Source organism: Bacillus sp. JJ1532 (assembly GCF_036965085.1).
Lineage (GTDB): Bacteria > Bacillota > Bacilli > Bacillales > Cytobacillaceae > Cytobacillus.
This window is the reverse complement of the sequence record NZ_JBALOW010000014.1, coordinates 1-23,202: the sequence shown is the minus strand read 5'-3', so window position 1 is coordinate 23,202 and position 23,202 is coordinate 1. Positions and strand designations below refer to the sequence as shown.

Genomic DNA, 23,202 nt, shown 5'->3' with positions numbered 1-23,202 from the left:
TTTCCTTATTACATTAATCAAGACTCTATATAAAAAATGCCCTAAATGGGGGGAGTCTAAACCTTCTAACAATATTTAGTATAACATTGTGGAGCAAATAAAGACAGGCATGCTATTTAGCATGCCTGTCTATTGTTAATAATATTTAAATCAATCAAATAGTGTGCTTACAGATTGCTCCTCATGTACACGGATGATTGCTTCTCCAATAAGAGGCGCAACTGAAAGCTGAACTATTTTCTCCGTTCTCTTTTCTTCTGGAAGGGCGATTGAATTCGTCACAACTAACTCTTTAATTGAGGAGTTTTGGATTCTCTCAATGGCCGGGCCTGATAATACTGGATGTGTACAGCATGCATACACTTCAGACGCACCATGTTCAACAAGTGCATTTGCAGCTAATGTGATCGTTCCAGCAGTATCAATAATATCATCAATCAAGATAGCTACTTTTCCATCAATATGTCCAACAATATTCATAATTTCCGCTACATTCGGCTTCGGACGGCGCTTATCAATAATGGCAATCGGAGCTTTTAATCGTTCAGCAAGCTTTCTTGCTCTGGTTACACCGCCATGGTCTGGTGATACGATAACAACATCGTTATTCATAGCTTTATCTTTAAAGTAATCAGAAAGAATCGGAACACCCATTAAATGATCAATTGGAATGTCGAAGAAACCTTGAATTTGCGGAGCATGCAAGTCAAGTGTAATAACACGTGTTGCACCTGCTGTTTCAAGTAAGTTTGCGACAAGCTTTGCCGTAATTGGTTCACGGGCTCTAGCTTTACGATCTTGACGTGCATACCCATAATAAGGCATAACAATATTAATCGTTTTTGCCGATGCACGTTTTAGGGCATCAATCATAATGAGGAGCTCCATTAAATGTTCATTCACTGGAGAGCTTGTAGATTGAATCACATAAACATCACATCCACGAATGCTTTCTTCGATATTAATTGTAATTTCTCCATCGCTAAAACGCTGCACTGAACATTTTCCAAGCTCTACTCCGATAACATTAGCAATTTCTTTTGCCAATTCACGGTTAGAATTAAGACTAAAAACCTTTAAATTTGGATCTAAATATTGATTAGACATGTTAAGCCTCCACCTGAATTATTTCTTGCCGTTTAGTTTTTCTGCATAATTCTCTTTATTTACTTGACGCGCCCTTGCGATGGATAAAGCCCCTCCAGGAACATCCTCTGTTATCGTTGAGCCCGCTGCAACATAGGCATTTTCCCCAATGGTTACTGGTGCCACGAGATTAGAATTGCAGCCTACGAAAACTCCATCTTCTATCTTCGTCAGGAATTTATTTTTCCCATCGTAGTTGACTGTAATCGTGCCGCAACCAATATTTACATCGCGGCCGACTTCAGCATCCCCTATATAGCTTAAATGAGATGCCTTGCTTCCTTCACCGAAAACAGCTTTTTTCACTTCAACAAAGTTTCCAATTTTCACATGCCCATGAATGTCAGATTTCGGACGGATATGAGCAAATGGCCCAATTTGGACATCAGAACCAATTTGACTGTCAAAAGCTGCAGATTGCCGGATCGTGGTATGATCACCAACCGTACAATCTGAAATCTCACTATGAGGACCAATGACACAATTAGATCCGATCGCTGTTTTGCCAGAAAGAATCGTGCCAGGGTATATGATCGTATCCATTCCTATCGATATATCGGAATCAATATACGTATTGGATGGATCAATGATTGACACGCCATTTCGCATGTGGAACTCATTTATTCTCTTTCTCATCAATCGTTCCGCCTCAGAAAGAGCAACCCTGTCATTCACACCAAGAGTCTCCTCAAATTCAGCGGTTTGGAAAGCTGCAATAGGGGCTCCTTCATTTTTCAAAATCTCAATGACATCCGGCAAATAATATTCGCCCTGGACATTATCATTGCTTACCAGGCTTAAGGCTTGAAATAAAGCTTGATTATCAAAACAATAAGTACCCGTATTGATCTCTTGAATCTTTCGTTCTTCTTCTGTCGCGTCTTTATGCTCGACTATCTTCTCGACATGTCCGCTTTCATTTCGGACGATGCGTCCATAGCCAGCAGGATTGTCGGCCCAAGCAGTCAGTACCGTTGCTTTAGCGCCTTTGTCCTCGTGGTGTTTATAGAGTGCCTCCATTGTTTCATGTGCGATAAGCGGAGTATCTCCACAAACGACAATCGTAACGCCTTCTTTCCCATCAAGCATTTCCTTTGCCTGCATGACAGCATGAGCCGTACCTAGCTGTTCCTTCTGCAGTGCATACTTAATGTTGTCACCGAGTTGTGCCTGTACCAATTCCGCCCCATGACCAATGATCGTTACAATTTCCTCTATATTAAGCTTTGAAACTTGATCAACCACATGTTGAACCATCGGCTTTCCACACACAGGATGCAGGACTTTATAAAGCTTAGACTTCATTCTCGTCCCTTGGCCCGCGGCTAAAATGACCGCATAACGATTATACACAGACAGGCCCCCATTTCAAGTGAAATATATAATATCGCCCATTTCTAGAAAAGCGCAAGCGCCTTCAGAACAAATTAAGGCAGCGTGAAGCCCCAATACTCCTTTATCATTATATTGGTTCACTCACTTATTTACGAATATATTAGATGTTAATTCCATCCGCATTTTTCTTTCTTACAACCTTTTTGTCCATTAAAAATATATCTTATAAACGGTCATATTTCAAGGAATGACAAAAAACTACATATTTTTTACATGATAATGATTGAATTATTTCCATTTGAAGGAAGGAAGGTGGGTAAAGACAGCATAATCGCAGAGCTTTTTCATAAAAATGATAGGTTTGAAATGAAGAGTAATGGGGAATTAGGAGAGGAGTGCTATACACAATCGAATAACAAAAAAGAGCCTTACTTATGAAGTAGGCTCTAGTTGTTTATTATTAGGAAGCTCCTGCTTCTTCAAATTCAACTTCTAATTCACCTAAACGGTGGTATTCTGATAATACAGCCTCTTGGATTTTCCCCCGTGTTCCTGAGTTAATAGGGTGAGCAATATCCCTAAACTCGCCATCCGGAGTACGTTTGCTAGGCATTGCAACAAATAATCCATTATTCCCATCAATTACTCGAATATCGTGAACAACAAATTCATGATCTAAAGTAATAGAGGCAATCGCCCTCATTCGGCCATCTGTATTAACGCGGCGCAATCTTACGTCAGTTACTTCCATTCTGTTCACCACCTTTGCTAAAAGATACACATCTTACTCTATTTAATTCCACATATACTCAGTTTTTCCTGCTTGAATCGAAAAAATTTTTAGAATCTTTTATTCCAAATGATGAAGTTCTATTTATTACCCCATATCCATTATGACTATTCTACCAAAAATTATACAATAAATAGTAAAAGCGTCTGAACTACGAAGCTTTATACCTATAAAAAAACAAGCTCGCGAATTCAACGAGCTTGTTTTTTATTTTACCTGCTATTTTACAAGAGCTACTACTTCGATTTCTATTAAAACATCCTTAGGCAATCGAGCAACTTCTACACAAGAGCGTGCAGGCTTATGGGTATGGAAGTATTCTCCGTATACTTCATTAATTGCACCAAAGTCGTCCATATTTTTAATAAATACGGTTGCCTTCACGACTGTTTCTAAAGACGCGCCTGCCTCCTCAAGTACAGCCTGCAGATTTTTGAACACTTGATGAGTCTGAGCGATAACGTCTCCTTCCACTAGGACACCCTCAGCCGTTAACGGAATTTGACCTGAGCTGTAAAATAAGTTGTTTACGATGATTCCTTGTGAATATGGACCAATTGCGGCTGGTGCACTTGCAGTTTGAACATATTTCATATTTGTATCCCCCTCAAATATAATTTGATAATCATTTATTTTTTAAAATAATTACCTTCATTCACATTGATCTTCTTTTCCTTTTCATCAACATCTGATAATCGCAGAAGAGATAAATATTCATCCACGAGACGTTCCTCTGACTTTTCTGCTTCCACTAAAACAGCTATGCCTGCAACATAGGCTTTAAATTCCTCAAGCATGCTGACCATTCCATTGATGGTGCCTCCACCCCTCATGAAGTCATCGACAATAAGCACTCTAGAACCTTCTGCCAAGCTTCTCTTTGAAAGCATCATCGTTGATAGTCTTCTGGATGAGCCAGATACATAATTAATACTGACCGTTGAGCCTTCTGTGACTTTACTGTCCTTTCTAACGATGACAACAGGGACATTTAAATAATTGGCTACTGCATAAGCTAAAGAAATTCCCTTCGTTGCTACAGTCATGACAACATCAATGGGTGTTTCCTCAAAAGCAGAAGCAAATAAACGCCCGACCCGATTCACAATAGAAGGATTTCCTATTATATCTGTCATGTATAAATAGCCACCAGGTAATAACCGATCAGGACTGGCAATTAACTCACAAAGCTCCGATATGAATGATTTTGCTTCCTCATTCGATACTTTGACATGAAATTTCACACCGCCTGCTGCACCCGGAACCGTTTGTAACGTTCCAATTCCCCGTTGTTCAAATGTATCCTTAATAATCGCTAAATCTTCACTGATGGAGGACTTAGCTGATTTATATCTTTCTGAGAAATAAGTTAATGAAACCAATTGTCTTGGATGTTCTAATAAATAATTCGTCATATCAATTAAACGCTCACTTCGACGAAACTTCATCATAGGACCCCCAAATCCGAATATTTTATTGTTAATATATCACCATTATCCGGATTTAATCAAGTCTATGTCGTTCTCCAAGCATTCTTACTGCGAATACCTGATCACAGAAGCCTCTCAAACCATTATAAATTCGCTGCATTCTAGAGTCATGGCGAACAAGTCCGAATACAGTCGGCCCACTGCCGCTCATCAAAACAGCATCTGCACCAAATCTTCTTATTTGCTCTTTAATTTGTGCTACCTCAGGATGCAGCCGGAAGGTAACGTCTTCTAGCACATTTCCAACTAGACCGCAAACCTGTTCATAACTTCCGGCTTCTATTGCCTGAATCATTTCTTTTGTTTTCGGATGATTCACTCCATCTAATTGAAGTCTTCGATACACATCTGCTGTTGACACCCCGATAAAGGGTTTAGCCAGTATGACCCAGCAAGTCGGCGCGGCAGGAAGTTCTTTAATTACTTCCCCTCTTCCAGTAGCAAGGGCCGTTCCTCCGTAAACGCAGAATGAAACATCCGAGCCAATTTCCGCTCCAATCACAGCGAGTTCATCTAAACTTAATCCAAGATCCCATAGCTTATTCAGCCCTCTTAATACAGCAGCAGCATCACTGCTCCCTCCAGCAAGCCCTGCAGCGACTGGGATGGCTTTTTCAATTGTAATGGCGACTCCCTTTTTCACCTGAAACCGCTCTTTTAAAAGAAGTGCCGCTTGGTAAGCAAGATTTCGCTGATCATCCGGTACAAAACGGTTATGGGAAATGATCTTGATATCCTCTTGCTCTAATAAAGTTAATTCAAGGCGATCGGCTAGATCAATGGTTGTCATTATCATTTCAACTTCATGATAGCCGTCCACACGTTTATGCAAGACATCCAAAGATAAATTAATTTTAGCCGGTGCCTTTACTAAAAGCTTCAACATCTTCACCTACTTTGACAAAACGTCTCCATTTTTTGTCCTATTTTACCACAAAACAACAAAAGTAAGACGTCCTGATTAGACTTTCTTCATAAAAAGTTGTTCTTTTTGTCTAAATTTCTATAAAAAAGTGCCGGAGCATTAGCCCCGGCACACCGCAGTAAATCCATTTCGCTATTAATCACGATCTGTTTTATATACAGTTTATGTTAAGCTTCAAAAGGTTACCGATTATTCTTTAGGCTTTGCTGTGCAATTTCAACTGCTCGTTTAACCATATTTCCAGCATCCTTCGCTTTAATACCGCCCCAGCCTTCTCTTTGCACAACATCATAAAAGCCAAGTTCCTTTGCTAGCTCCTCTTTAAAGCCTTCTGTCATAATCCCTTTTCGCCTGCCTATGATTAACATCTCCTTTCACACTGCGGTAATTATAGTATGAACGTTCAATGTTTATTCATAAGAGTTAAATCGTTTTTTTACAAAAAAACAGCGACAAACATTCGTTCGCCGCTTTGAAGCAAAAAAAATTTATATTAATTTAAAGCAACTCGTCCTGTTGTATCTTCGTAGAATGTAATTTGAACAGTTTCTGTTAGAACATCTGCGTAGCTGTAGGATACACGTTCAAACGCATTTTCATCCTGATCCAGCTCAATCACAAATACAGAAGGGTACGTTTCTGCTAAAACACCTGAACGCTCAATCGTCTTCCTTCTTCCACCATTAGCCTTGAGCAATAATCTTTTCCCAAGGTTTGAATCAAGAGCTTTTTTGATATCCAATAATGTTTTTGCCATTCGTTCCACCTCACTATGTTAAGTATATCACACTGACACAGTGGAGTCAAATAAAAATATAAATTATAACAGTCTTTAAAAAAGATTGTCAATATATTTTCGTCCACAATTTCTTCTATTTTTCAACATTTTTAGCTTATCCTTATTCATCTTAGAATATGTACGCTATTTCCAAAGAAATATGCCAACTTTTTCTACAAAAAAACAAACCGCCTCGAGTAAGAACGGTTTATCATTTAGGACTCATTATGATGTTCACTATTAAATGGCATTCCTGTTCTCAAAACTCCTTTTGTTTCTATTCCGCCCAGGCCCTTTTCTCCTGTTAGTGTATTTCGTAAAACATCCCATACATTTATTCGCTCCATAAAAGGAGTAAAACTAACTTTTGCCACTATATATACCGGATCTAGCGCATGTATATTCACTCTATAAGGGGAGCTGGCAAAATTAGCGCCTGCTAGGATGATGGATTCAAAATGAGACTGGCATGCGCCTGCAAAAATGACTAGCTGATCTAAATGAGGGACCTTCTTTCTTGCTTCTCTAACCGTTTGTGCAAATTGTTTAGAATGGCGATAGGCGTTAATATCTGATTTTTTCCCCTTTGCCTTTGAATAGGCATCATGGCCGGTGACCACAAGAATATCTGGTCTATAGTAGTCAATAAGCTGCCCAATCCTCAGCGGCATTTCCTTTTCATTGCAATGAATGCCCGTCACTGGGACACCTATTTTTTCATATAAATTTAAGCATTTTTCTAAATAAGCCGGATCCCCATCAAGGTGAAGGACTCTTCCAGGCATTTGAAAATAGCTCAATGATTTGCTGTAGCCGTCTGTGGCTTCATACTCTTGTTTTTGCTTGATCAGCTCGACATCCTGACGGAATAGCTGGAGAGACTGCTCTTCCATGGAATGATACTCCTCAGCAATCTTTGCCCTTGTCGATGGACTAATTGTAATTAAGTCCTCAATAGGCGCGTCTGCAATTAGCCGAATGTCTTCCCCATAAAGGATGGCATATTTTTGCCCATTCTGTTCCCGAAAATCGATGACCCGAAACAGAATATCACAATGGTAAGAAACCCTCCCGACAATATCCATAATGTTTATGTTCAACTAAAGTCACTCCAATTAGCCCCATCAAGCCTACATATGGCATCGAAAAGCTGCCATTTCAGGAGGGCCTTCTAAAGAATATAGTCTAGTTCTCTCATAAATTATGCATCGGTTTAAAAACATGTGCTGTATTTATCTATAAATAAAGTTTTTAACGCTCACTATGAGTTGTTCATGACACGTGTTTTCTGTAGGCGTGCCTTAATCCCTTACCATGAGAGGTCCATGACAAGCGTTTTCAGCAAAAGGGGTTTTTACCCTCGGCATGAGCCGTCCATGACACTCGTTTTCAGCTGAAGGCCATTCAAACCCTCGCCATGACCCGTTCATAACACGATTTTTTGGCAGAAGAACCTCCTAACGCTCACCATAAGCTATTCATTCCATAGAAAAAGGCTCACACATGGTGAGCCTTAAGAAAATATTGCAGCTAATTTGTCACTTAACCGGGCAAACTCCTCAATAGATAAGGTTTCCCCTCTACGGCCAGGCTCGATTTCTGCTTGCTCTAATGCAGCAAGAATGTCTTCCTTCTTTTGTTTCCCATCCGGCAAATAACTTGTTAAGTTATTTAATAAGGTTTTCCGCCTTTGCGCAAAGCTGGCCCTAATAATTTGAAAAAAGAATTCCTCATTCTGGACGGAAACAGCCGGTTTCTCCCTTTTCGTTAAACGAATAACAGCTGAATCGACATTCGGCTGAGGAATAAATACGGTTTTTGGAACAATCATAACCGTCTCAGCCTCTGTATAGTATTGAATCGCGATGGAAAGGGAACCGTAATCTTTTGTTCCCGGCTTAGCAGAAATTCGATCTGCCACCTCTTTCTGAAGCATACAAACAATTCCCCTGATTGGCAGTTTGTCCTCAAGCAGCTTCATAATAATCGGAGTTGTTACGTAATAGGGGAGATTGGCAACAACCATAATATCGTCCATCCCCGCTAATTCTGTTTCAATCATTCCTCTAACATCCGCTTTCAGTACATCCTCATGAATGATCTTTGTATTCGGATAAGGAGAAAGGGTTTCTTGTAAAATCGGCAAAAGCCGCTGGTCAATTTCAAAGGCCACTACCTTTTTGCTTCTTTTCGCCAGCTGTTCTGTTAAAGCGCCAATCCCAGGGCCAATTTCAATCGCTGCTGATTTTTCCGTTAACTCGGCATGATCCACAATTCTTCTGAGAATATTAGTATCAATTAAAAAGTTTTGTCCTAAGCTCTTTTTAAAAGAAAATCCGTATTTTTCAAGTATGGCACGGGTTCTTACCGGGGTCGCTATATCTTTATGCATGTTCTTCCTCCTGACGGATCGCTTGGATGGCAACCGCAAACTCTTCTTTGCTAATTTGAAACATCATTAAACTTTTATGTAGCTGCTTTCCATTTGTAAATCCAATTTTTAAAAGCCTACCTAGCTTCTCTCTTCTTTCCCTTGCTCCGGAGCCGCCAATTAGGCCTGCAGCAAGTAAATCCTCTTGAGTGATGACCTCCTCCACCTCTTCATGCATGAGGTGTGCCTCGCGAAGAGCTTGCCGAATCATCTCGGGAGAAGCATGTTCGACACCAACACCCTTCCCGTATTTATGTAGAGCATCCTTTTTATCGATAAATGCATGCTTACAGCCAGGGACATGTTCTTTAATTGTATTGCGGATTTTTTTCCCCGGATAATCAGGATCAGTAAATACAATGACCCCTCTTGTCTCTTGAGCAAGCTTTATCTTTTCTAATGTTTCATCATTAATGGCAGAACCATTTGTTTCAATCGTATCCGCATCGAGTGCGTTTTTAATCGCAGTCGTATCATCCTTTCCTTCGACCACGATGATTTCCCTAATCTTCATAAATCCTCCTGTTATCTTGCTCTGTATTTCATTAGAGACATTTAAAATAAAAATAAAATATTTGAGAAAAAATTGAAACATTTTTGTAACCTTATTCGTCTGTATATATGATTGGTTAAATAATGATTTTAATTATATATGAAAAGTCGAAAGAAAGAAAAAAAGAAAAAATGCAGAGGATTTAGGGGTCCCCTGCACTTTCAAAAAATTAATTTAGGATTCTAATTTTTACTGTTTTGCGTCCCCAGCGATAAGCTTCTCCCTTTGTAGCAAAGAACACATCGATTTTGTTTCCTTTAATGGCAGAACCGGTATCTGCAGCGATCGCATACCCGTAGCCCTCTACATAAACTTTCGTGCCTAAAGGAATAACTCTAGGATCTACTGCAATCACTTTCGCATCGGGATTTGCACGCAGATTAATGCCTGTCGCGGTTTTGCCTGAGCAACCGTTACAATGAGCCGTATATGCGGTCGAGGACACATAGATTTCCTTCCCGCCTGTTTCGCCGCGGGATGCAACCACATTAACAGCTAACGGCTTCGTACCAACAGCAACCACTTTATCCTGTTTTTCCTGAACGGTTTTCTCGTTTAATAATTTTCTTGAAACTTCCTTGCCATTTTCTAATACAACTTCATATTCCTTCGTTAATAAGCCCTCTTTGCCTTGATTAACGACTTTCTGGGAACCTTTATCCAGGCTGCTGTCCTTCTTCGTTACAACAGCAAATTTAATTGGTTCTTCCACAACATCGGTGACTTTTTCTACTCGAATGATTTGAATGGTGTCGTCTTTTTTGACAACCGTATCCGCTTTGGGTTCAATACGATCTAGTTCGTTTAGCGTAATCCCCTGCTGTGATAAAAAGTCAGCGACCGTAGTCGAAGTGGACCAAACCTGTTGCTCTTTCCCGCCATCCGACAATGTTAATGCAAAAGCTTTATTGACAACTATTTCAAGTTTATTTTTAATTGGCTCTTCGAGATTTGGCTGAACCTTATCATGATCAGTTATCGTAATCTCCTGTTCTTTCAAAAGCTCTTCTACTGTTTTGGACACTGTCCAAATCGTTTTCTTCTCGTTGTCTTTCACAATGTGAACCTGTTTTGCCGGCTCCCAAACAATCTCTAAATTGTTTTTCACCTTCGTGTCAAGGGATAACGACACATAGTCCTCTTTGCGTAAAGAAATGTCTAAATCATTAAAAAGTTCTTGAATTGTTCCCGCATGTGTTTTAATGACCTTTTCCTGACCGTCTAATGTCATTGCCACCGTTTTCTTTGTTGATTCGAATATAAAGAAGCCTAAAGCAGCTGCAAAAACTATGAAACTAGTAGTAATAATGACAATTCTCTTCTTACTCAAAGACTCGGAAAACAGGTTTTTCATGTTTTGAAATACGATGAAAAACGCCTCCTTTTCTCTCGGAGTGATTATATAGACTATCTTACAGTTTTGTCAACTCTCTTTCACTTTCCTTATTTTAGCACCACCCTCTCCTAAACGTATTTCCTATTATGCAAAATCTTTTTGAGAAAGGAAAGAGAGACTTATCGACATGGTTATCCTATGATGGGACAAGGAAATGTAGAACTTTTTGGAACTAGGAAAAAAAAGGACAAGTACCCTAGAATATCGACAAAATTCTTTATCAAATTATGCCGAATATTTTTTTAGCATTCTCTGTTGTTATTCTGGCTACTTCTTCCACTGAGACATTTTTAATTTCAGCAATTTGTTCTGCCACCAGTTTTACATAGCTAGGCTCGTTCCGCTTGCCGCGATAAGGATGAGGGGCTAAATACGGGCAGTCAGTCTCGATTAATAGCTTGTCCATTGGGATGACTTCCGCTACTTCCTTCGGTTTCTTCGCATTTTTAAAGGTAACAGGCCCTCCAAGTGAAATATAGAAATTCATTTCAACACATTCTTTGGCCGTTTCCGGGCTGCCGCTAAAGCAATGCATGATTCCTCCGACTTCCCCTGCTCCCTCTTCCTTCAAAATGGATACAATATCAGCAGTTGCATCCCGATTATGAATGATAATCGGCAGCTTTACCTTTTTTGCCAGCTGAATTTGCTTTCTAAAAACCGCCTTCTGAATGTCCTTTGGAGACTTATCCCAATAATAATCGAGCCCCATTTCACCAAGTGCTACTACCTTCGGGTGGCTAGAGAGCTCCTCAATCCATTGGAGATCCTCATCAGTCATATCAATGGCATCAACCGGGTGCCAGCCTACACTTGCGTAAATAAATTCATATTGCTCTGTCAGTTCCATCGCCTTTTCAATGGTTGGACGATCAAAGCCAACAACGACAATGCGGGTAACTCCTTCTTCCAATGCTCTGTCAATAACCTCTCTTAGATCATCATTATATTGTTCGGCATTTAAATGTGCGTGGGTGTCGAAAAACATCAAAAATTCCCCTTTTTACATAAATTATATTTCAGTAACATTTCTTTCATATATGTAACAATTGATACAATCAGCGGGTAGTTTTCCAAATATAGTATTGCCATTTTTTACTCATTATTGAAAAATAACAAAATCCTCTTTTTTACGTTCTTATCATTGATATTATCGTTAATTATGTGAATAAATATTATTTTATAAAAGAAAAACATAGAAATGTTTTACGTCTAATGTTACACGTGAAACATTTCTATGTTATAAAACATTTATTTTACTCTTGCACCTAATGGAAGCGACTCAGCAATGGTTGCTAGTGAAAGTTCTCCATCCTTGCTTCCGGCAAGGATCATTCCTTCTGAAAGCTCTCCACGAAGCTTAACAGGCTTTAAATTCGTAACGCAAATAAGTTTCCTGCCAATAAGGTCCTCTGGTTTGTAAAATTGAGCAATTCCAGAAACGACTTGCCGCTTTTCATAACCTAAATCTAGCTGAAGCTTAAGCAGCTTATCTGCCTTTTTTACTGGCTCTGCATGAATAACCTGTGCTACCCGCAAGTCAACCTTCATAAAGTCATCAATAGTGATTTCTTCACTGTCAGGCTTTTCCTCTTGTTTCACTTCTTCCACTTTTGGTGCTGATCCTTGCATTTTTGTTTTGATATATTCTACCTCTTCATTTAAATCAAGACGAGGGAAAATAGGGTCTCCTTTGGCGATTTTTGTCCCTTCAGGAATTAAACCAAATCCTTCTAAGCTCTCCCAAGCCGTAAAGCTGTCTCCATTTACATTCAGTTGCGCAAATATTTCCTTTGGCGCTCTTGTTAAGAACGGCTGTATAAGAATGGCAATTCTTCTTAAGGACTCTGCTAAATGTGCCATTACACTTTCAAGTTCAGCAGTCTTTGCCTCATCCTTTGCCAGTGTCCATGGCTGTGTTTCATCGATATATTTATTGGATTTGCTGACTAATTGCCAAATGGTCGATAAAGCTACGGAAAACTCCATATTCTCCATTGCCTCTTCATATTTCTTAACCGTTTCCTTATTTGCTTGAAGCAATGACTGATCATACTCACTATTTGAGCCATTATATTTTGGAATAACCCCGCCAAAATACTTATCTACCATTGCCAGCGTCCGATTTAACAAGTTTCCTAAATCATTCGCAAGATCAAAATTAATTCTTTCTACGAAGCCTTCCGGTGTAAACACACCGTCCGATCCAAATGGAACTTCACGCAATAAATAATAACGCAATGCATCTAAACCATAACGGTCAATTAAGGTGACAGGGTCCACTACATTTCCTTTAGATTTGGACATTTTGCCATCCTTCATTAATAACCAGCCATGGGCAAACACTTTTTTAGGTAGGGGCAAATCTAAAGCCATCAGCATAATTGGCCAATAAATCGTATGGAAACGAACAATTTCTTTTCCTACCAAATGCACGTCTGCCGGCCAGAAGTTTTCGTATTTGGAAGGATCCTCTGTTCCGTAGCCTAAAGCTGTAATATAGTTCGATAAGGCATCGATCCACACATAAATGACATGCTTTGGATTGCCTGGAACCTCAATTCCCCAATTAAAGGTTGTTCTAGAAACAGCAAGATCTTCTAATCCTGGCTTAATAAAGTTGTTAATCATCTCATTTTTACGAGATTCAGGCTGAATAAACGAAGGATTCTCCTCGTAATATTGCAGCAGTCTATCAGCATATTTACTTACCTTAAAGAAATATGATTCTTCCTTTACTTTGTTAACGGGTCTTCCGCAGTCCGGACAGTTCCCATCTTTCAGCTGGCGCTCTGTGAAATACGATTCGCATGGTGTACAATACCATCCTTCATATTCCCCAAGATAAATATCTCCTTGCTCTAATAATTGAGCAAAGATCTTTTGAACAACTTCCTTATGGCGATCCTGTGTTGTGCGAATGAAATCATCATAGGATATATCAAGCTTTTTCCAAAGCACTTGAATTCCTTCGACAATTTCATCTACATAGCTTTGGGGTGTAACCCCTTTTTCCTCCGCTTTTTCCTGGATCTTTTGACCATGCTCATCCGTACCAGTCAAATACATGACATCAAATCCGCGCAAACGCTTGTAGCGAGCCATTGCATCGCCAGCTACCGTTGTATAGGCGTGGCCTATATGTAAATTTCCGCTTGGATAATAAATAGGTGTAGTAAGATAAAACGTTTTTTTACCTCCCACAATATCCCCTCCTTTTTAGCTAAAAAATCCCGACCTTACAATGGACGAGATTAAACTGTAATACGTGCCAAATATAGGCTTCTTATATTAATTAGAACCTATGTGAGCAAACCGACTCATTAAGTCAGCATAACCTCTTATACCATCAAAATATACCTAATATTTAGTATTTGTGCAACAAATATAGATAAGCTAGAGCCCTAAAAACTGTGAGAGTTATATATTTTGCTTCAACTGAAATGAACACTGCCTAACTAAATAAATTATTTATTTTTTTATCCCAATAAATATAAATCTCCACTCGTATATTATTATGTTGAATTCTGTAAGTACTGTTGATATTTGTCGAATATTATTTTTTTGATAATAATAAAATAATATATCTAAAGAGTTAAAATATTTACTAAACCACCATTAAAATTTGCTGTTATGTCAGTAAACCTTGATGTAATAACCTTTATTGGATAAGGTAAAAACTTCTAATTAAATTAAAAATAAAGTAATTGACGTATTTGGGAAACGCTGGTATTATTGAATTAATAAAGATTTTGTCGAATATTGGCGAAAGAACTATAAATAGAAAAATATTTTTTAAGATTTGGGAGGAGAATTTTTATATGAAATCTACAGGTATTGTTCGTAAAGTTGATGAACTAGGTCGCGTGGTTATTCCTATCGAGTTAAGACGTACATTGGATATTGCTGAAAAGGATGCTTTAGAAATCTACGTAGACGATGATCGTATTATCCTTAAAAAGTACAAGCCAAATATGACTTGCCTAGTAACTGGGGAAGTTTCTGACGATAACATCCAATTAGCTAATGGAAAATTAATTGTTAGCCGTGAGGGTGCTGAACAATTATTAAGTGAAATTCAAAACAGATTTGAACTTGTAAAATAATAAAAAGAAGCTTCTCTGCATAGAGAAGCTTCTTTTTTTACTCTTCGTTATCATTTGATTTAACATGAAAGGCATGGTAAACCTCTTTCTTATTCATGCCTCTGTCGGCTGCTGTTTGCTTTATCGCATCTTTACTATTCATTCCGCTATCATTCATATAATGTTCCACATGAGCTTCAATGGATAAATCCTCCCACCAAATTTCTCCCTCTTCTTGCTCTTTCTCTGATGAACCCTCAAGGATCAGAACAAATTCTCCTCTAATTTCTTCAGATGTGGCCCAATCTAATACCTCTTTCACAGTCCCGCGAATAAACTCCTCAAACTTCTTTGTCAATTCGCGGCAAAGAACAATCTTTCTATTCCCCATTTGCTCTTCAATAAGTGTAAGCGTTTCTTTCAAACGATGTGGGGCTTCGTAAAGAATCGTAGTGGCGGAAATTTTCGAAAGCTCCTCAAGTTCTTTTCTTTTGGTTTTCTTTTTCCGGTCTAAAAATCCATAGAAATAGAAAGGCTGCGGATTAAGTCCTGATGCAATGAGTGCAGTTAAAGCGGCATTCGCACCTGGAAGCGGAACGACCGTTAATTTTTCAGCGGCTGCAGCGGTGACCAGCTCGTAGCCGGGATCAGAAATCGTTGGCATCCCTGCATCACTCACAAGAGCAATCTTCGCTCCGTCTGCTAATTTCTCTAATAATTTCTCCCCGCTCACCGCTTTATTATGTTCATGATAGCTGATGATCGGCGTATCTATTTCAAAATAATTGCATAGCTTCTTCGTATTTCTTGTATCCTCAGCAGCAATAAAATCTGCTTCCTTCATAATACGAATAGCCCGAAAGCTCATATCCTCTAAATTCCCAATGGGGGTCGGAACTAAATACAGAATTCCCTTACTGTCTTCCTTATCAAAGCTTTTTTGCTGCCACATATGTACCACCCGTCTCAACGAAATGCGGAAGCGCCTTGATCACCCCCGACAAGCACAAGACGAGCCTCACGGAAAGGTGTTTTTTACCTTTCTGGGAGGATTGGCTTGTGACCTCGAGGGGGTAGGCGCTGGAGCTAGACATTTCTCTAACTTCCGAAGTTGTTTTCTTTATTTTTAATTATAAATTCTTCTTTCTTTTTCTTCGGCCATTGCTTAAATTCATATTCTGCCTTTAAGGCATCACTTTTATTATCGTACGCTTTTGAGAATACAAGCTTGACCGGTCCTCTTCCCCTTGTATATTTTGCCCCTTTTCCCTCATTGTGAAGCTTTATCCGCTTTTCTAAATTATTCGTGTAGCCTGCATACAACGTATAATCCCTGCACTGCAGCACATAGAAAAGATGATTATTCTCCATATAAAATCTTCCTTATTTCAGGGGTATATTCATTATTATCCTGATAGACAATTAATGGGGGCAAGATTTTTAAATCTGGACTGCCGTATTTAGTTGCTTCTATTAATAATGTATTTGCTTCCTTTCCTTGCTTCGGATAAACAAATTGGACCTTTTTTGGTTCCAATTTATATTTTCTCATAAGTGTTACAATATCTAAGAGCCTTCCCGGCCGATGAACAAATGCTACCTTTCCGCCCTGCTTGACTAAGTCGCTTGAAGCCTTTATCGCATCCTCCAGTGTACAGAGAATTTCATGGCGGGCAATGGCTAAATGCTCGTTCTCATTGATTTCTTCCGATGAGGGAGTAGGAAAATAAGGTGGGTTACAAGTAACAACATCAAACTTTCCAAATCCAAGCTCCTTTGTCATCTCCTTAATATCCCCATGTATCATCTGAAGCCGATCTTCCAATTGATTATATTCGATGCTTCTCTTTGCCATATCAAAAAGCCGTTCCTGAATTTCAACCCCTACAATGGAGCCTTTTGATCTCATGCTCAAAAATAACGGAATCACACCGTTTCCACTGCATAGATCGATTAACCGACCCTTTTGAATCGGCATATGAACAAACCTGGCAAGTAAAACGGCGTCAAGTGAAAAGGAGAACACCGTCGGGCTTTGAATAATACGCAAATTTTCCGCAAGCAAATAATCTAAACGCTCGTCTCCTTTTAAAATATCCATTCTCTTTCCTCCATATTATTTAAAATGCGTTGATGCTCCACCTAAAAGGTAACGCTTTTACTCGTGCGATGATGATGCTGCCGAAACGTCCCTTGTGAAGCTAAACATGTTAAAAATAGCCTTCCCATTAAGAGGAAGGCCAAAAAATTATTTCTTATTAAGAAAAGATAAGCAAAACAGGCAATCTCCTTCTTTTCGCGGGCTTCCAAAATGGAGGTTACATATGTGAAAACCTTCTTGATAAAGACGGGCAAGATTATCGTAGCCTTCTCCAATATCAGCTGTTTTGTAATCAGCGGAATCCACTGGCGATGTGGCTGTCGTCCCTTTTTTTACTGTCGTCTTTCCTTTATCTGTCGTTAATTCCAAACGGCGTCTTAAATGCTCGTTCTCCAGCTTTAAAGCATTATTCTCTTCTAGTATTTCTGCCAAATGCTGCTTTAACTCACCTAGCTGTTGATATAACTGTCCAATTTGGGCTTCCATATTACTTACTGAATCAAAGATTTCTTTTTTATCCACGTATTCCACCTCATTAATCTGTGGATTGAACTGATACAGCACCCTGTTTTACTAATTCTTCTAAAGTATACTCAAGCACGCGTTCAGCAGCAGTTACATCCACTTGCAGCACCCGTTCTAAAATATTTAATCCTACTACTTTGCCAGGACCTTCAGGTGTTTGAATCCACTCACCAAGGTCAGGAAGCTGGGCTTTTGCTTCCTCATATTCATCATTTTCATATTTCAAACAGCACATCAGACGTCCGCATAGGCCTGATATTTTCGTTGGGTTCAAGGAGAGATTCTGGTCCTTTGCCATCTTAATGGAGACTGGATCAAAGTCGCCTAGAAAAGTAGAACAGCATAGCATTCTTCCACAAGGGCCAATGCCGCCTAACATTTTTGCTTCATCCCTAACGCCTATTTGACGCAATTCTATTCTTGTACGGAAAATCGCTGCAAGATCCTTTACAAGCTCCCGGAAGTCTACTCTTCCATCAGCCGTAAAGTAAAAGATGACTTTATTTCGGTCAAATGTATATTCAACATCAACTAGTTTCATATCTAAATGATGAGTACTTACTTTTTCACTGCAAACCTCATAAGCTTCTTTTGCAGCCTGCTTATTTTCTTCGACAATCATTTTATCCTTTTGATCCGCGATTCGCAGAACCTTTTTTAAGGGCAGAACCACATCATGCTCATCCACTTTTTTCGGTGGAACGACAACCTTGCCATATTCCACACCACGGACTGTTTCAACAATGACAAAGTCATCCCTTTCTATCTCTAGCCCGCCGGGATCAAAATAATATATCTTGCCCGCTTTTTTAAAGCGGACTCCTACTACATCATACAAATGAAGACCCCTCCTGCAATTTCAACACAAGCTGTTCCATTAACAGCTGCGGATTCATATTTGCATGCAATTTCCTCTTTGCTTCCAAAATTGCTGTCATCTGCTCCGATACTTGTCTGCTAGAGGAATGCAACGCAAACTGTTCTAAACGTGCTTTCTCATTTAGATAGACAATTTGACCTTCCTTGCCGAGCTGTATATATAGTAAATCCTTAAAGATTAGAAGTAATAAATCAAGACCTATATCTAACTGTTCTTTCTCTTTAAAATGCTTAAACCAATCATCCTGGAGAGCTACCATCGCCTCTAAAGGACTTTTCTTAAGCACTTCATATAATTTTAACACTATTTTTTGTGCTTGTACAAACCAATCATTCTGACTATACTCAATTGCCTCATCTATATTATTGGTAAGTTGGGCAATTAATGGGGCCAACAGTGGCGATACTCCATTTAATTTAAGATTTTCAATCATTTTTTCAGGTGATAACGTCTGAAAGGAAATAGTTTGACAGCGAGAAAGAATAGTAGGAAGTATTTTCTGTGCCTGCTCTGTCATTAAAATCGCCATTGTATGAGGATGTGGTTCTTCAAGAAACTTCAACAAACTATTGGCAGCATTTACCGTCATTCGATCAGCATGAACTATCATATATAATTTCTTCCTAGATTCAACACCTGTTTTCGAAAATTCCTCTTGAAGAGTCTGGATTTGAGCCTTCTTAATGGACAGACCATCTGGTTCAACAAGATGAACATCAGGGTGATTCCCATTGTTAATTCTTTTGCAATTTACACAATCCTCACAAGGCATATAGCCTTGAATGGGTGAGTGGCAAAAAACACTTTTGGCTAAAAGACTCCCGGCATCCCGTTTGCCAGTCCCTTTCATCCCTTCAAACAAATAAGCGTGGGCAAGCCTATCCTTTAAGATGCTATTTTTAAACATTTTCAAAACAACAGGCTGAATGCTTTCTAGGTCTTCCCACGTTTTGACCACTGTCATCACCACTTTAATTCTTTATAATAAAATTCTATTAAAACTGCTGGAATTTTTCAATTGGCAGTACAAAGACGGTTGCTCCTCCGACCTCGACCTCAACTGGATATGGAACATATGAATCTGCATTTCCTCCCATTGGAGAGATAGGGGCCACTAGCTGGTCTCTTGATTTGCAATTTTCTTTAATAATTTGCAATGCCCTGTCAACACGAATATCCTCTGTTCCGATCATGAAGGTTGTATTCCCTGATTTTAGAAAGCCGCCAGTACTTGCAAGCTTTGTTGCCCGGAAATTATTATTTACCAATGCATTCATTAATTTATTGCTGTCTTGATCTTGAATAACCGCTAATATTAGTTTCATACTCTCATCCCCTTTCATTTGTTCCACTTTTCTAAAATTGCCTTACTACATTCATTATAGCAATTTTTTAAAGAACTAACATGTTTTATCCATATTGACTAAACTTTGAGGTACAAAAAAGAGGGTGATACACATGTAAATAGTCACCCTCCTTCATTTATTCTTCCCTATGGATTATCTCTTTTATCTTTTCTTCAGCTGCCTTATACACCATTTCGATTGATTGGGAAGCATCTATCTTATAAATCCGTTCAGGATAACTATTTATTAGCTTATAATAACCCTCGCGTACTTTGTGGTGAAATTCTAAGTTCTCAAGATCTAGACGATTTACTTCCCGTTCCTTATGCCGGTTGATTCTTTCAAGACCTTCCTCTGGTTCAATGTCAAAATAGAACGTTATTTGCGGCATCATTCCTTCGATGGCAAATTGATTAATTGAAAACACTTCATCCATTCCTAATCCTCTAGCATAGCCTTGATAGGCTAGGGAGCTATCAATAAATCGATCGCATAAAACAACATAACCTTTTTCAAGAGCTGGAATGACTTTTTCAACAAGATGCTGCCTTCGTGCCGCCGCATACAATAAGGCCTCGGTACGGGGATCCATTTTTGTATTGTTCTTGTCCAGAATGACATTTCGAATTTGCTCAGCAATATCAATCCCACCTGGCTCTCTCGTTTGCATAACCTGATAGCCTTCTGCTTCTAATCTTGAGCCAAGCATGTTAATGATGGTTGTTTTCCCAGCTCCATCAGGGCCCTCCATTGTTATAAAAATACCTTTTTTCAAATCGCTAACCTCCAAGATGATTCAATCATAATATAATCAATTTCGCCTCGGCGGAATTGCGCCCAGATTTTTATCGAGCTTGCTCGATAATTTCCTCTAAAAAATCTGAGGCATCCGCCGGAGGCTTAACTTCATTCAGCGGAAGTAATACCCCCAATGAATTTGATACCTTTTTTCATTCTTCTCCCACTTATAGAAGTGGAAAACTTCAGCTGAATGAAGTTAAATTATTCGGGAAATATGTCTATTCTTCCAGATTTCAAGCTGTCTCCGCCTTGAAATCTGGCACCTGTTTTCAGCAGTAATTTAATAAAATCTATATCTTCCGTTTGAATTTTTTCCCCAGGAAATAATAGTGGGATACCAGGAGGATAAGGAATAAGCAATTGCGCACCTATTTTACCGACTGCCTCTTCCAAGGGGATAGATTGGCTTGTGAGGCTTGCCATCTGCTTCACATTCAAGCTCAGCTTTGAAATTCTCGGTTTACCAAAGCTGCTTATTATATTGTCCCTCTGTGTATTTGGGATAGATTGAAGAGCTGTCTCAAAACGCCTAATTATCTCTTCAATAGAAAAATCCAAATCCTTTTTTAATAAAGGAAAAACAAGCAGTACATTATAGGGGTCAGCCATTTCAGCATAAATTCCTGTACCTTCGAGCAATCTTTGCAAATCATATCCACTCAATGATGTGGTGGATTGAATCGTTATTTTGAGCGGATCTCCTTTGCCATTTCGATAATCTAGTACTTGAATGCCCCTTATTTGCTGCAATCTCCTTCTAAATTCAGTTATCTTTTGAAAAAGATCGTTCATATCCTCATTTGAATAAGTAGCCAAATAGTGCCTCGCCATATCTAATGACGCCATAATGGGATAAGAGGGGCTGCTTGATTGCAGGATTTGAAGATAGTCACTGACTTTTCTTTCTGAAAGAATTTCACTATTAAAATGAAGATAAGCCCCCATTGTCATTGCAGGAAGTGTTTTATGAGCTGACTGAACAACTATATCAGCCTTTAATTGCACAGCTGACCGTGGGAATATTTCGTTTCCTGCAAAATGGGCACCATGTGCCTCATCAATTAAAACGGGAATCCCTTTAGAATGAGAATATTGAATGATTTCCTCTATATCATTGGCCATCCCATAGTAATTTGGATATGTAAGAATAATGGCCTTAGCCTCCGGATACTCATCCACAGCCATTTTTACTGTTTGAAGAGATACCCCTCCTGCGACACCCCATTCCTCATCAAAATCTGGACCTAGAAAAACAGGATGGGCCTTCATAAGCTGTACCCCATTTAAAACTGACTTGTGGCAATTTCTTTGGACAAGCACGGTATCATGTTCTGCGATCGCAGCCATGATCATCGCCAAATTTCCAACAGTTGAGCCATTCACTAAGAAAAAGCTTCTTTTCGTTCCATAAAAATGGGCAAGCAGCTCTTCAGCTTCTAAAATAATCCCTTCTGGAGAGTGAAGATCATCCAATCCATTAAGTTCTGTTGCATCAAGCTTTAATAATTCCTGAAAATACCCCTTTGCTTCATCAGGAAGAAGGCCTCCATATTTATGTCCAGGAACATGAAAGGAAACAGGGCTACGTTCAATATGTGCTTTTAAAGCGTCAAATATAGGCATTTTATTTTGATTCATATATCATCACCAAATATATTGTTAATCATCCCATCTATTTTACCAAATAGAAGTGAACTGCGGTACTTTCTTATACAAAAGCCAATGGGAAAGAATTGAGTAAGACATACAACCAAATTCATCTTTTAACATACATTAGTAAACAAGTAATCTTTTTAATCGAATTTTCAAAGGATTGTATACAATGCGGTAAATTAGGACAGAATTGGTGTATGGAGGTGGAGTTATTGAGTTCGCTATTAGCAAAGAAGCATATAGGGGAAGAGTGTGTCATTTGCGAGCAAACAAAATTAAGAGGCATACATCTATACACTTCTTTTATCTGTACAGATTGCGAAAGTGATTTAATTTCTACAGATACAAGTAATCCAAAATATAAATATTATTTAAAACAGCTAAAAAAAGTCACAAATCCAGAAATACTTTCATAATGTAGGCTCCATTTGGGGCTTTTTATTTTGGTTTTATATCTCTGCGATTTTCAAACCTTCCGGAGCCGGGAAAAATCATCGGCAATTTTTATTTGTAACACATATTCGCTGAACCTCTTATGGTGAGCGTTTTTGAGGGAGCCTTAACAAAATGCGTCCCATGAACCTTTTATAGTGAGCGTTTTCGGTGAGTTCTTAGCAAAATGTGTTCCATGAAGCACTCATAGCGATCATTTTTGATGGATTCTTATGAAAAAGCGTTCCATGGACCTTCCTTATCTACCTTGACCTTTACTTTTCTTCACGAAGGGCGTTTTGAACGGTGCTTAACTACCTTCGGGCCCTATTTTTCTTCATGAAGGGTGTTTTGAGACTCTCTTAACTACCTTCGGGCCCTATTTTTCTTCGTGAAGGGTGTTTTGAGCCGCTCTTTACTACCTTTGACCTTTACTTTTCTCCGTGAAAGGCGTTTTGAACCTCTCTTAATTACTATCAGCTTAAAATTTTCTTCCGAAAGAGCGTCATAATCGTTTTTAGCAACAACAAAAAAA

The 23,202-nt window shown here is 38.9% G+C and carries 25 protein-coding genes; 2 read left to right on the top strand and 23 right to left on the bottom strand.

The window, feature by feature from the left end:
• Window positions 1-150: 150 nt before the first annotated feature.
• From V7122_RS06215 to metG, 14 genes are all read right to left on the bottom strand, one after another.
• Window positions 151-1,107 (bottom strand): ribose-phosphate diphosphokinase, encoded by a 957-nt coding sequence (locus V7122_RS06215; RefSeq protein ID WP_335345278.1) that lies wholly within the window; start codon window positions 1,105-1,107, stop codon window positions 151-153.
• Window positions 1,108-1,125: 18 nt separating this feature from the next.
• Window positions 1,126-2,499 carry a bifunctional UDP-N-acetylglucosamine diphosphorylase/glucosamine-1-phosphate N-acetyltransferase GlmU gene (gene glmU, locus V7122_RS06210; RefSeq protein ID WP_335354021.1) on the bottom strand — a complete coding sequence of 458 codons (1,374 nt, stop codon included), beginning with the start codon at window positions 2,497-2,499 and terminating at the stop codon, window positions 1,126-1,128.
• Between the two features lie 442 nt (window positions 2,500-2,941).
• Window positions 2,942-3,232 carry a septation regulator SpoVG gene (spoVG, locus tag V7122_RS06205; RefSeq protein ID WP_053479353.1) on the bottom strand — a complete coding sequence of 97 codons (291 nt, stop codon included), beginning with the start codon at window positions 3,230-3,232 and terminating at the stop codon, window positions 2,942-2,944.
• 258 nt (window positions 3,233-3,490) lie between these two features.
• The gene (locus V7122_RS06200; RefSeq protein ID WP_335354020.1) at window positions 3,491-3,865 is read right to left on the bottom strand and encodes a RidA family protein; all 375 of its coding nucleotides are present in this window, start codon (window positions 3,863-3,865) and stop codon (window positions 3,491-3,493) included.
• 35 nt (window positions 3,866-3,900) lie between these two features.
• Complete coding sequence (purR, locus tag V7122_RS06195; protein ID WP_335354032.1) at window positions 3,901-4,719, bottom strand: pur operon repressor; 819 nt, start codon at window positions 4,717-4,719, stop codon at window positions 3,901-3,903.
• Between the two features lie 55 nt (window positions 4,720-4,774).
• On the bottom strand, window positions 4,775-5,644 hold the full coding sequence (gene ispE, locus V7122_RS06190; RefSeq protein WP_335354031.1) for a 4-(cytidine 5'-diphospho)-2-C-methyl-D-erythritol kinase: 870 nt from the start codon (window positions 5,642-5,644) through the stop codon (window positions 4,775-4,777).
• 224 nt (window positions 5,645-5,868) lie between these two features.
• Window positions 5,869-6,045, bottom strand: coding sequence for a small, acid-soluble spore protein, alpha/beta type (locus V7122_RS06185; protein ID WP_335345289.1), 177 nt, complete (start codon window positions 6,043-6,045; stop codon window positions 5,869-5,871).
• 134 nt (window positions 6,046-6,179) lie between these two features.
• On the bottom strand, window positions 6,180-6,443 hold the full coding sequence (gene veg, locus V7122_RS06180) for a biofilm formation stimulator Veg (RefSeq protein ID WP_057776771.1): 264 nt from the start codon (window positions 6,441-6,443) through the stop codon (window positions 6,180-6,182).
• 236 nt (window positions 6,444-6,679) lie between these two features.
• A complete protein-coding gene (gene yabG / locus V7122_RS06175; protein WP_335345273.1) occupies window positions 6,680-7,564 on the bottom strand; it encodes a sporulation peptidase YabG in 885 nt (294 codons plus the stop codon).
• Between the two features lie 413 nt (window positions 7,565-7,977).
• On the bottom strand, window positions 7,978-8,856 hold the full coding sequence (rsmA, locus tag V7122_RS06170; RefSeq protein ID WP_335345272.1) for a 16S rRNA (adenine(1518)-N(6)/adenine(1519)-N(6))-dimethyltransferase RsmA: 879 nt from the start codon (window positions 8,854-8,856) through the stop codon (window positions 7,978-7,980).
• Window positions 8,849-9,409 (bottom strand): ribonuclease M5, encoded by a 561-nt coding sequence (gene rnmV / locus V7122_RS06165; RefSeq protein WP_335345271.1) that lies wholly within the window; start codon window positions 9,407-9,409, stop codon window positions 8,849-8,851. The genes rsmA and rnmV overlap by 8 nt, the downstream gene beginning before the upstream one ends.
• A gap of 208 nt (window positions 9,410-9,617) precedes the next feature.
• Window positions 9,618-10,802 (bottom strand): ubiquitin-like domain-containing protein, encoded by a 1,185-nt coding sequence (locus V7122_RS06160; protein WP_335345270.1) that lies wholly within the window; start codon window positions 10,800-10,802, stop codon window positions 9,618-9,620.
• Between the two features lie 262 nt (window positions 10,803-11,064).
• Complete coding sequence (locus tag V7122_RS06155; protein ID WP_335345269.1) at window positions 11,065-11,832, bottom strand: TatD family hydrolase; 768 nt, start codon at window positions 11,830-11,832, stop codon at window positions 11,065-11,067.
• Between the two features lie 263 nt (window positions 11,833-12,095).
• On the bottom strand, window positions 12,096-14,051 hold the full coding sequence (metG, locus tag V7122_RS06150; protein ID WP_335345288.1) for a methionine--tRNA ligase: 1,956 nt from the start codon (window positions 14,049-14,051) through the stop codon (window positions 12,096-12,098).
• A 614-nt stretch (window positions 14,052-14,665) separates the two neighbouring features.
• Here metG and V7122_RS06145 point away from each other — a divergent pair.
• The gene (locus V7122_RS06145; RefSeq protein WP_066301993.1) at window positions 14,666-14,950 is read left to right on the top strand and encodes an AbrB/MazE/SpoVT family DNA-binding domain-containing protein; all 285 of its coding nucleotides are present in this window, start codon (window positions 14,666-14,668) and stop codon (window positions 14,948-14,950) included.
• Window positions 14,951-14,987: 37 nt separating this feature from the next.
• Here the strand turns inward: V7122_RS06145 and rsmI are convergent, their stop codons facing one another.
• From rsmI to V7122_RS06100, 9 genes are all read right to left on the bottom strand, one after another.
• Window positions 14,988-15,881 (bottom strand): 16S rRNA (cytidine(1402)-2'-O)-methyltransferase, encoded by an 894-nt coding sequence (gene rsmI, locus V7122_RS06140; protein ID WP_335354018.1) that lies wholly within the window; start codon window positions 15,879-15,881, stop codon window positions 14,988-14,990.
• 146 nt (window positions 15,882-16,027) lie between these two features.
• A complete protein-coding gene (locus V7122_RS06135; RefSeq protein WP_335345267.1) occupies window positions 16,028-16,300 on the bottom strand; it encodes a GIY-YIG nuclease family protein in 273 nt (90 codons plus the stop codon).
• Window positions 16,290-17,030 (bottom strand): tRNA1(Val) (adenine(37)-N6)-methyltransferase, encoded by a 741-nt coding sequence (locus tag V7122_RS06130; RefSeq protein WP_335526049.1) that lies wholly within the window; start codon window positions 17,028-17,030, stop codon window positions 16,290-16,292. Before V7122_RS06130 ends, V7122_RS06135 begins: the two co-directional genes overlap by 11 nt.
• 147 nt (window positions 17,031-17,177) lie before the next feature.
• Window positions 17,178-17,552, bottom strand: a complete 375-nt coding sequence (yabA, locus tag V7122_RS06125; protein WP_335345265.1) for a DNA replication initiation control protein YabA — start codon at window positions 17,550-17,552, stop codon at window positions 17,178-17,180.
• Window positions 17,553-17,565: 13 nt separating this feature from the next.
• Window positions 17,566-18,393, bottom strand: coding sequence for a PSP1 domain-containing protein (locus V7122_RS06120; RefSeq protein ID WP_066302014.1), 828 nt, complete (start codon window positions 18,391-18,393; stop codon window positions 17,566-17,568).
• Window positions 18,386-19,393: a DNA polymerase III subunit delta' gene (gene holB / locus V7122_RS06115; RefSeq protein ID WP_335345264.1), complete on the bottom strand. Its 1,008-nt coding sequence runs from the start codon at window positions 19,391-19,393 to the stop codon at window positions 18,386-18,388. Before holB ends, V7122_RS06120 begins: the two co-directional genes overlap by 8 nt.
• Window positions 19,394-19,430: 37 nt before the next feature.
• Complete coding sequence (locus tag V7122_RS06110) at window positions 19,431-19,760, bottom strand: cyclic-di-AMP receptor (protein WP_335345263.1); 330 nt, start codon at window positions 19,758-19,760, stop codon at window positions 19,431-19,433.
• A gap of 157 nt (window positions 19,761-19,917) precedes the next feature.
• Window positions 19,918-20,556, bottom strand: a complete 639-nt coding sequence (gene tmk, locus V7122_RS06105; RefSeq protein WP_335345262.1) for a dTMP kinase — start codon at window positions 20,554-20,556, stop codon at window positions 19,918-19,920.
• Window positions 20,557-20,783: 227 nt separating this feature from the next.
• The gene (locus V7122_RS06100; RefSeq protein WP_335345261.1) at window positions 20,784-22,220 is read right to left on the bottom strand and encodes an aminotransferase class I/II-fold pyridoxal phosphate-dependent enzyme; all 1,437 of its coding nucleotides are present in this window, start codon (window positions 22,218-22,220) and stop codon (window positions 20,784-20,786) included.
• A 227-nt stretch (window positions 22,221-22,447) separates the two neighbouring features.
• On the opposite strand from V7122_RS06100, the gene V7122_RS06095 reads away from it, so the two are divergent.
• Complete coding sequence (locus V7122_RS06095) at window positions 22,448-22,651, top strand: sigma factor G inhibitor Gin (RefSeq protein ID WP_335345260.1); 204 nt, start codon at window positions 22,448-22,450, stop codon at window positions 22,649-22,651.
• Window positions 22,652-23,202: the final 551 nt, after the last annotated feature.